A 9,371-nucleotide genomic window follows, 5' to 3' on the forward strand; every position below is an offset into this window, starting at 1 on the left:
TCTGCCGAGTGTAAGGTTGCGGTTCAGCCTTGCTGCACCAGAGGCACGCTGCGCGTTTTCACCCGGCTGCCGTCGCGCAGCGCCGAGTGCGGATAGACGATCACTTTCGCACCGGCCTGGATGCCCCCGAGCACCCAGGCTTCGGATCCGTTGCGCCCGCCGATCTCCACCGGCGCCAGCCGCGCCCGCCCTTCCGAAACGACGAAAACGCCCATGCCTTCGCCGGGCAGCGGGAACACCGCGCTGACCGGTACCCGCAGTACCGACGGCTGGGCCACCGTCACGATGCGAACGCCCACGCGATAGCCGTCGCCCAGCGCCCGCCACGACGACGCAGGACTGGTGATGTCGATCAGCACGTTGACGCGTTGCTCCTCGATGCCGAGGGCCGAGACCTTGGTAAAGGCTGCCGGCTCGATGCGCCGCACGCGGCCTTCGAGCACGCCGGGCGAGCCCCAGCGCTCGATGCGCACCGGCGCGCCCACCTGTGTCTGCACGGCGTCGGTCGTCAGCAGTTCGGTGACGATCTCCAATTGCGAGATGTCGCCGACCTCGAGCACAGGCGCGCCCAGCGTCACCGTGGTCTCGCTGGGCTGCGCCACCTTGAGCACGCGCCCTGCCACCGGAGAGCGCAGCGGAAAGCCGGCGCCCTGCCCCGACGGGCTTCGCGTCGCCAGCAGCGCCGCGCGCGCGGTCTCCAGCTCATGCCCGGCGACGTGGCGACCTTGCAGCGTCGCATCGAGGTCCTTCTGCGCAGCCTGCACCGAAAGCTGGTCGGACTCCACTTTGGCCGGCGCGACGAATTTCTCGCGCGCCAGCTGCTCGGAGCGGCGCAACTCCGCACGCGCCAACTCGAGTCCGACGCGCGCACGCTGCACGTTGGCGTCCGCGCGCTGCACGATGGCCTCGGCGACCTCCACGCGGGTGTCCTGCTCGCGTCGGGTGCGCTCGTCCAGCATCGGCGAAAGAGCGGGCGTCAGCGTCGCGACCGTGTCGCCGGCCGCCACCGCATCGCCCTCCCGCAAGCTGACGCGCGCCAACCGTCCGGCCAGCGGCGCGGTGATGACGTAGCGGTCACGCAGCCGCGTGCGGGCGTCTTCCGCGATGGACTGTTCGTAAGGCCCGACGGAGGCCGTCGCCACTTCGACGGCGATGGGACGCGGCGCAAAGGCCCAGGCCAGCAGCCCGGCCAGCACCATGCCTGCACCCACCATCACCGCCAGCGTATTGCGCTTCATGTCACGCTCACTCCCGCGTCTTCAGGGCCGAGACGATGTCGAGCCGATCGATGCGCCGCCGCACGACCAGCGCGCTCGCAACCGCCGCCCCCAGCACCGCCAATGCCGCCAGCGCATAGGTTCGCGGCAGGATCGCGACCGGAAAGTAGAACTGGTCGGACTTCAGCAGTCCCGTGATGACGTGGACCAGTCCATAGCCGGCGAGCATGCCCAGCGGCAGCGCCATGGCGACGGCGATCGCCAGCTCACCCAACATCAGCCCCGAGACCTCCGCCCGCGTGAATCCGAGCACGCGCAGGCTGGCCAGCTCCCAGCTTCGTTCCGCGAGCGCGATGCGCACGTTGTTGTAGACCACGCCGACGGCAATGACGGCGGCGAACAGGGTCAGCACGGTGCTCATGATCAGGATGTTGCGTGCCGTCACCTCCCGCATGTTGCGCAGCAAGGTCGCCTTGCTGAACGCGCCTGCCGCGCGCGGCAGGCCCTGCGTGGCCCGGAGGAAGCGGGCTTCGCTGCCGCGCTCGAGCGCCAGCACGAAGCCGGTCGCGACATCGCCCTCGCCCAGCGCCCGGTTCAGTGCGGCACGGTTCATGTAGGCGTTCAGGCCCATCATCTCGCGCACGGTCGCCTGCACCGGCAGCGTGAGTTCGCTGCGGCGACCCTCCTGCACCTCGACCCGCACCGCATCGCCCACCCGGAGCCCGAGCTTGTCGGCCAGGCGGTCGGTCAGGACGATGCCGTCGCCACTCGGCAGGGCCTGCCGGCCGTCGACATCGATGATGCGCAACAGCTCGCTGCGCTCCGGGCCGCCGCGAATCATCACGCGCTGGCGCCGTGGCCCGTTGACGAGCGTGGCCTGCACATCGCGCAGCGACTCGTGCGCCAGCACGCCGGGCAGTCGCCCGAGCTGCAGCGCGATGGCGCCGTCGGCCGGCTCGGTCATCCACACCGAAACGTCGCTGCGCATCGACAGGGAGAAGCTGGTGTCGACGATCACCTCGATGGCGTCGCGAAAGAAGTTGCCCATCACGACGATGGCCAGCGCCGCGGCGATGCCACCGATCGACAGTCCGGTGCGCAGCGGCTTGCGCTCCATGTTGCGCAGGATCATCCGCAGCGCGGGGCTCAGGCCGGTGAAGCCGAGCCGCTCGGCCAGCGTGCGGCGGAACCGCCCGGGGGCCGGCGGCCGCATGGCTTCGGCTGGCGTCAGTCGAACGGTGGCGAAAATCGCCGACAGGGTTCCCAGCACGCCGGCGCCCAGCGTCAAGCCGCCGGCCAGGACAACGAGGGCTGGATCCATTCGATGCGCGAAGTGCGCGAAGTGGAAGACTTCCGCATACAGGCCGACGAAGGCGGCCCCGAGCCAGTCGCCGAGCACGATGCCGAGCGCGATGCCCAGCGCGACGATCAGCAGCACCAGCTTCAGGTAGTGCGCCGCGATGCGCCTGTTCGCGTAGCCGAGCGCCTTCAGCGCGGCGATCTGCTCGCGCTGCGTCGCGACCAGGCGCGAGACCACCACATTCAGCAGAAAGGCGGCGACGCCAAGGAAGATCGACGGCAGCACCGTTCCGAGCACGCGCTGCTCCTTGATCTCGTTGTCCAGCATGGCGTGCGAGGTCTGGTCGATGCGGCCGCGTGGCGTGGCGCCGCCGTAGCGGGCCAGCGGCTGCGCGAGCGCGTCGATCACCTCGGCCTCCGTGATGCGGCGCGTGCCCTCCGGCGCGAGCCGCACGGCCAGCGTGTTGAAGGCACCGTCCATGTCGTAGGCGGCGGCCAGCGCCCGCTGGTCAACCCAGAAGATCCCGAACCCGCGCTGGTCCGGCATGCCCCACAGGCCGGCGAAGACGAACTCCGGCGACACGGCGAGGCCAACGATGTGCAGGCGGCGCTTGCGGCCATTGACCAGGGCGCCGACCGAATCGCCCGGGCGCAGGCCGCGCATCTGGGCGAAGCCCTTCGACACCAGCGCGTCGATGGTGTCGCGCACCGGCTCGTCGATCGCGGCCTGGTCGAACAAGCCACGGCCCTCGGCAATCGTGACCCGGTTCAGGCGCGCCGGCTGCAGGCGGTCGACGCCGATCAACTGGCCCAGCACGGGGTCGCTGCTGCCGGCGATATCGATGCGCACCACCTGCTCGATCGTCGGCTGCACGTCGGCCACGCCGGGCACGCCGCGAAGCTGTTCGGCCAACGCCAGCGGCGCGCGCTTGACCGTGGCGAACAGGTCGGCGAAGCGCCCCTCGGCATAGAAGGCGTCGCGCGCCGCGGCCAGCGAATCCACGGCCGAAAGGCTGGTGAGGAAGCCGCCCACGCCGCTGGCCACCACCAGCGCGATGGTCAGCGCCTGGCTCCACATCGCGCGCAGGTCGCGCATCAATTTGCGATCGAGTGCTTTCATGGGCCGCTCACCATGCGAGTTCCTCGGACGCCATGCGCTTCGCATTGCGCTCGATTCGCTGGACCCTGCCGTCTGCGAGGTAGACGACGCGATCGGCCATGCCGGCGATCGCCGCGTTGTGCGTGATCACCAGCGCGGTGGTGCCGAGTTCGAGGTTGATGCGCGAGATGACGTCGAGCACCAGCTTGCCGGTCGCATAGTCCAGCGCGCCCGTCGGTTCGTCGCAGAGGAGCACCTGGGGCCGCTTGACGATGGCCCGTGCAATGGCCACGCGCTGCTGTTCGCCGCCCGAGAGCTGCGACGGAAAGTGGTCGCGCCGGGCCGACAGTGCCACCCGCTGCAACGCCTCGTCGATGGGCATCGGGTGGGCCGCGATGTCGGTGACCAGCGCCACGTTCTCGTAGGCCGTGAGGCTGGGAATCAGGTTGTAGAACTGGAACACGAAGCCGACGTGGTCGCGCCGGTAGCGCGTCAGCGCGTCATCGCCGGCGGCGGTCAGGTCGTGGTCCAGGTAGCTGAGGCTGCCGGTGGTGGCCACCTCCAGGCCACCGAGGATGTTCAGCAGGGTCGACTTGCCGCTGCCCGAAGGCCCTAGCAGCACCACGAATTCGCCGGCCGCGATGTCCAGATCCACGTCGCGCAGGGCGACGACGTCCACGTCGCCGGCGTGGTAGGTCTTGCCGAGCCCTCGGGCTCGAAAGACGGGAGGTACCGGCAACGGTGGGACGGCCATGGCCGATGTTCCCGCGTGCCGCCCGTGCGACCTTGACTTCCGTCAAGTCGTGCGAATCCAGCCTGGCAATCCCGAGCTGAACCGTCGGGCCGGACGCGTTCTGTTAAGAAAACGCTAAGACCGCCAAGACACCATGGCTTTCCAAGGAGTTGTCATGAACGTATTCAATTCGCAACCGTCCGCGCGTCGCTGGTCCGTCCCCGCGGCCTGGACCGCCGCCATCGCCGTCACCATCGCCCCTGCGGCCGCTGCCACCACCTCTACCGAACTGCTCGCCGGCTACGTCAGGGAGGCCGGGTCCGGCGCGAATCCCGACCGCGGACAGTTGCTGTTCAACAGCCGACATGGCCGCGAGTGGAGCTGCGCCTCGTGCCACGGCGCGGTGCCCACGGGGCCGGGCCGGCACGCAGCCACCGACAAGCCGATCGGTGCCCTGGCCCCGGCCTTCAACGCCGAGCGGTTCACCGACGCCGCCAAGGCCGACAAGTGGTTCCGTCGCAACTGCAACGACGTGGTGGGGCGCGAATGCACCGCCGCGGAGAAGGCCGATGTGTTGAGTTGGTTGATCCAACTCAAGCCTTGAAGTCGCGGCGATGTCTACCCTTCATTCAGGAGTTCATCATCGCTGAGCCACCTCGCATCCGCCTCGCAGGCGCCTGGGTGCTGGCCGCGCTCTTCGCCTCGCAGGCCTGGGCCGGCGATGGCGACCGGACTACTGCACGGGCGCCCTTGCTGCCGCAGTACCGCGCCGAGTGCGCGGCCTGTCATATCGCCTACCCGCCCGGCATGTTGCCGGCGGCTTCCTGGCAGCGCCTGATGGCGAACCTTCCCCGCCACTTCGGCACCGATGCGTCGCTGGACCCCGGCACGGTGAGCGAGCTCGCGAACTGGCTGGCGGCGAGTGCCGCCACCAGCGGTCGCAGGAGCGAACCACCACCGGACGACCGCATCACGCGCTCGGCCTGGTTCGTCCGGAAACACCGCGAGGTGGCGCCCGCCACCTGGAAGCTGCCCAGCGTCCGGAACGCCGCCAATTGCGCAGCCTGTCACACCCAAGCCGATCAAGGAGATTTCAATGAACACGACGTCCGCATCCCCCGCTGAACGCCCCGCGGCCGAGCCGCGGTCCGGCAGGATCCTCGTCTGGGACCTGCCGGTGCGCGTCTTCCACTGGCTCATCGTGCTGTGCTTTGCGGGCGCCTACCTCACCGCGGAGCGCGAATCGTGGCGGCTGGTCCACGTCACGCTCGGCTACACGATGGCGGGACTCGTCCTGTTTCGTCTCTTGTGGGGCTTCCTGGGCACCCGTTACGCGCGCTTCTCGAACTTCGTCCGCGGACCGCGCGCGATCGCGGCCTACATCGGCAGCATGCTTCGAGGGCGCACGGAGCAGCACACGGGACACAACCCCGCGGGCGCCCTCGCCATCGTCGCGCTGCTCGGCTTGGCCCTGGCGGTCACGGCAGCGGGCTGGGCGACCTATCAGGACCTGGGAGGCAAGTGGCTCGAAGAGGTGCATGAAGCCGCAGCCAACATCATGCTCGGCGTGGTCGGTCTCCACATCGCCGGTGTGCTGCTCGCGAGCTGGATGCACCGCGACAACCTGGTCGGCGCCATGATCACCGGGCGCAAGCCGGGCCGGCCCGAGGACGGCGTGCGCAGCGCCTGGCGCAGCGTCGGCATCCTCATGCTGGTGGCGGTGCTGGGCTTCTGGTGGACACAGTGGCACGACGCCTCGACGCACGTCGCCCAGGGCCCGACCGCCGTGTCCGGCAAGGYGGCGAGCCAGGATCGAGACGACTGAGCACTCCGGCCCCTTCTTGTCGCTCACAATCCCCCCATGCGCATCCTCCTTGCCGAAGACGACCCGCTGCTCGGCGACGGCCTTCGCGCAGGCCTGCGCCAACTCGATTTCCAGGTCGATTGGGTGCGGGACGGCGAGGCCGCCGAGCGCGAACTGCGCGCCGAACCGTATGCCGCGGCGGTGCTCGATCTGGGCCTGCCCCTGCGGGACGGCTTGTCCGTGCTCGCGAGCGTGCGCAAGGCGGGCATCGCGACGCCCATCCTGGTGCTGACCGCACGCGACGGCGTGCCCGACCGAATTCGCGGGCTCGATGTCGGTGCCGACGACTACGTCATCAAGCCCGTCGACCTGCTCGAACTCGCAGCGCGCCTGCGTGCCCTGATCCGCCGTGCCCACGGCCAGGCCCAGGAACGCCTGCAGGCCCAAGATGTCGTGCTTGATCCGGCTGCGCACACGGTGCATCTTGCGGGCGAGCCGGTCGCGCTGCCGTCCCGCGAGTTTGCGCTGTTGCACGCACTGATGCTCAATGCCGGGCGCGTGCTCTCGCGCGAACAGCTCGAACAGCACCTCTACGGCTGGGGGCAGGAAGTGGAGAGCAATGCGATCGAAGTGCATGTCCATCATCTGCGCCGCAAGCTCGGCGGCTCGCTCATCCAGACCGTGCGCGGCGTGGGCTACGTGCTGGTGCGCGACAAGCCGGGCAGCTGAAGACGATGCCGCGCTCGCTCCAGGGCCGCCTCCTGCTGCTGGTGCTCGGCCTGGTGGCGGGCGTGTGGCTGGCCACTGCGGTCATGACATGGTTCGACGTGCGCCACGAACTGGACGAATTGCTCGACGGCCATCTTGCGCAGGGCGCCGCGCTGCTGGTCGCCCAGCAGATGCAGGCCCCATCCGAAGAAGATCGAAGCATCGAGGCCCCGGTGCTGCACCGCTATGCACCCAGGGTGACGTTCCAGGTCTTCCATGAAGGCCGCCTGACGCTGCGCTCGGCCAACGCACCGTCCTCGCCGATGATCGACCCCGGGCGACGCTTCAACTCGGGCTTCAGCACAGTGCGCATCGACGGCGCGACATGGCGCGTGTTCRCAGCCCACGGCAGCGAGCGCGATGTGCAGGTGTATGTGGGCGAGCGGGTGGATTCGCGATCCTCCATTCTCCGGGCGGTGCTGCGAAGCACACTCTGGCCGATGTTCGTCGCATTGCCCCTGCTCGCGCTCGCGGTGTGGTGGGCGGTCCGTCGCGGCATGCTGCCGCTCAGGCGGCTCGGACGGACCTTGACCTTGCGCGAACCGCAGGTCCTGAAGCCGATTGCCATCGACGGCGCACCGTCGGAGATGGCGCCGATGCTCGACGCACTCAACGGCCTTTTCGGTCGCATCGACGGGTTGATGGCGTCGGAGCGCCGCTTCACCGCCGACGCCGCCCACGAGTTGCGCACGCCCATCGCCGCGATCCGGGCCCAGGCGCAGGTCGCGCTGACCGAGGCCGACGATGCCCGGCGCCGCCATGCGCTCGAAGCGACGCTCGAAGGCTGCGACCGGGCCACTCACCTGGTCGAGCAACTGCTGACGCTGTCGCGCCTCGAGGCAGGTGCCGACCTCCAAAGCGAGGCGGTGAATCTCGGCGCCCTCGTACGCGCCGTGGTGGCCGAAGCCGCGCCCGCGGCCATCCGCAAGCAGCAGAACATCGGGGTCGATGCGGTGCACGAATGCCCTGTTCGCGGCGATCCGGCGCTGTTCGCGGTGCTGGTGCGCAATCTGGTCGACAACGCGATCCGCTACAGCCCGGCACGGGCCGATATCCGCGTCGAAGTCATTCGTTCACACGACCACGTGCAGCTCAGTGTCGAAGACAGCGGCCCCGGCATGAAGGAGGAAGACATCGCGCGATGCGGGGAGCGCTTCTTCCGCGTCCTCGGCAGCGGCGAGAGTGGCAGCGGCCTGGGCTGGTCCATCGTTCGGCGCATCGCCTCCGCGCAGCACGCGACCGTGCGCATCGGGCGCTCGAGCCGCCTGGGCGGCCTCGCGGTGAATGTCGAGTGGACTGCCGCCGTTGCAGCCCGTCCGACCATGGCTGTCCCAGTGGGTCGACAGCAGTATTGAAGTGGACGAGGCGCCCCGGGCGCGCGCCAGCAGTTCGTCCATTGCTTCGGCAGCCGCCATAGCCGCCAGGCTTGAGCGCCTCGATCACCTGTTCGACGCAGCGCCGGCGGCGGTGGACCGAAGGCAATTGCTCACTGACTAGCGAGCCCTATGGGGCAACATGGCCAACAGAACACCATCTTTGAAAACGAAGTGATGGTAGATGGCTGCGGCCGCGTGCAGGCCCGCTAGCCACATGAGGGTGTCGCCCAAAAGCTTGTGTACCTCGCCCCAATCGGCCAGTTTCGCGACGGCGGAGTCTGCGATCGTGGGCATCTGGTCGACGCGCACACTGCCCAACAGCGTCAGCGGGTGAGCCTCGCTGCCCAGAGCCAGGAACGCAGTGGCCGGCAAGGCGAGGAGAAGCGCCCACAGCGCCAAGTGCATCAGCCTGGCCGTGACGTGCATCCAGCCAGCCATTGAGAACCGCGGCGCTGGCGGGCGCAATGTCACCCAGACGAGGCGAAACGCAGTCAAGACCAAGACCAATATCCCCAAGGTTTCGTGCCAAACAATGTCACTTCGGGTTGCTGGGTCAACCCCTTGTCGCATGAGCCTTCCAAAGCCATCAGGCCCAAGGATGAAGGCGGCGGTCACGACAACGGCAGTGAGCCAGTGAAGGGTCCGGCTCAGGAAGTCGTAGCGGGCGGTGCTCTGTGGGTTCATGAGGTCTCCATGGAACTGAAGCGATTGTGCGCGACCAAGCGAAGCGGCTGCTGCTGCGGACAGTCAAGGATCGCCCGGAAGGCTTCACGAATTTGAGGGTAAAAGCCGAGACTGGCTCATCTTGACTTGATTTGCATCAATAACGAAAGCGGTCCTTGCGAGCATTGTGGAAGCATCGAGTGCTGTTCGAGCGCTGAACCCACAAAGCAGTCACCATGAAGCTCATGAGAATCTTGGCTGYGGCCGCAGCAGTCGCGCTTGCCGGTTGCTCCTCCTTTCCCGGCTCGGGAACCAAACAGGCCGACGAACATGAGGCGCATCACCCGGCGRCTGAAACCGCACCGAAGGTCGACCCGGGCAAGTTCGACCAGCAAATGAAGACGATGCAGGA

The 9,371-nt window shown here is 68.4% G+C and carries 9 protein-coding genes; 5 read left to right on the forward strand and 4 right to left on the reverse strand.

Annotated elements, in window-relative coordinates; all coding sequences use genetic code 11:
• Positions 1 to 23: 23 nt before the first annotated feature.
• From AC1D2E_RS25970 to AC1D2E_RS25980, 3 genes are read right to left on the reverse strand one after another with little or no spacing between them, the layout of a single operon-like run.
• The gene (locus tag AC1D2E_RS25970) at positions 24 to 1,238 is read right to left on the reverse strand and encodes an efflux RND transporter periplasmic adaptor subunit (RefSeq protein ID WP_478200072.1); all 1,215 of its coding nucleotides are present in this window, start codon (positions 1,236 to 1,238) and stop codon (positions 24 to 26) included.
• A 7-nt stretch (positions 1,239 to 1,245) separates the two neighbouring features.
• Entirely contained in the window at positions 1,246 to 3,636 is a 2,391-nt protein-coding gene (locus tag AC1D2E_RS25975) for an FtsX-like permease family protein (RefSeq protein ID WP_478200073.1), read from the reverse strand.
• A 7-nt stretch (positions 3,637 to 3,643) separates the two neighbouring features.
• Entirely contained in the window at positions 3,644 to 4,369 is a 726-nt protein-coding gene (locus AC1D2E_RS25980) for an ABC transporter ATP-binding protein (RefSeq protein ID WP_478200074.1), read from the reverse strand.
• 154 nt (positions 4,370 to 4,523) lie between these two features.
• On the opposite strand from AC1D2E_RS25980, the gene AC1D2E_RS25985 reads away from it, so the two are divergent.
• From AC1D2E_RS25985 to AC1D2E_RS26005, 5 genes are all read left to right on the forward strand, one after another.
• Positions 4,524 to 4,952 (forward strand): DUF1924 domain-containing protein, encoded by a 429-nt coding sequence (locus AC1D2E_RS25985; protein ID WP_478200075.1) that lies wholly within the window; start codon positions 4,524 to 4,526, stop codon positions 4,950 to 4,952.
• Between the two features lie 77 nt (positions 4,953 to 5,029).
• The gene (locus tag AC1D2E_RS25990; protein ID WP_478200076.1) at positions 5,030 to 5,473 is read left to right on the forward strand and encodes a diheme cytochrome c; all 444 of its coding nucleotides are present in this window, start codon (positions 5,030 to 5,032) and stop codon (positions 5,471 to 5,473) included.
• Entirely contained in the window at positions 5,445 to 6,173 is a 729-nt protein-coding gene (locus AC1D2E_RS25995) for a cytochrome b/b6 domain-containing protein (RefSeq protein ID WP_478200077.1), read from the forward strand. Before AC1D2E_RS25990 ends, AC1D2E_RS25995 begins: the two co-directional genes overlap by 29 nt.
• A 36-nt stretch (positions 6,174 to 6,209) precedes the next feature.
• Positions 6,210 to 6,881: a winged helix-turn-helix domain-containing protein gene (locus AC1D2E_RS26000; protein WP_478200078.1), complete on the forward strand. Its 672-nt coding sequence runs from the start codon at positions 6,210 to 6,212 to the stop codon at positions 6,879 to 6,881.
• 5 nt (positions 6,882 to 6,886) lie between these two features.
• Positions 6,887 to 8,275, forward strand: a complete 1,389-nt coding sequence (locus tag AC1D2E_RS26005) for an ATP-binding protein (RefSeq protein WP_478200079.1) — start codon at positions 6,887 to 6,889, stop codon at positions 8,273 to 8,275.
• Between the two features lie 138 nt (positions 8,276 to 8,413).
• Here AC1D2E_RS26005 and AC1D2E_RS26010 read toward each other — a convergent pair whose 3' ends face one another.
• A complete protein-coding gene (locus AC1D2E_RS26010) occupies positions 8,414 to 8,980 on the reverse strand; it encodes a cytochrome b (protein ID WP_478200080.1) in 567 nt (188 codons plus the stop codon).
• Positions 8,981 to 9,371: the final 391 nt, after the last annotated feature.

Source organism: Variovorax sp. P1_H2, assembly GCF_056405295.1.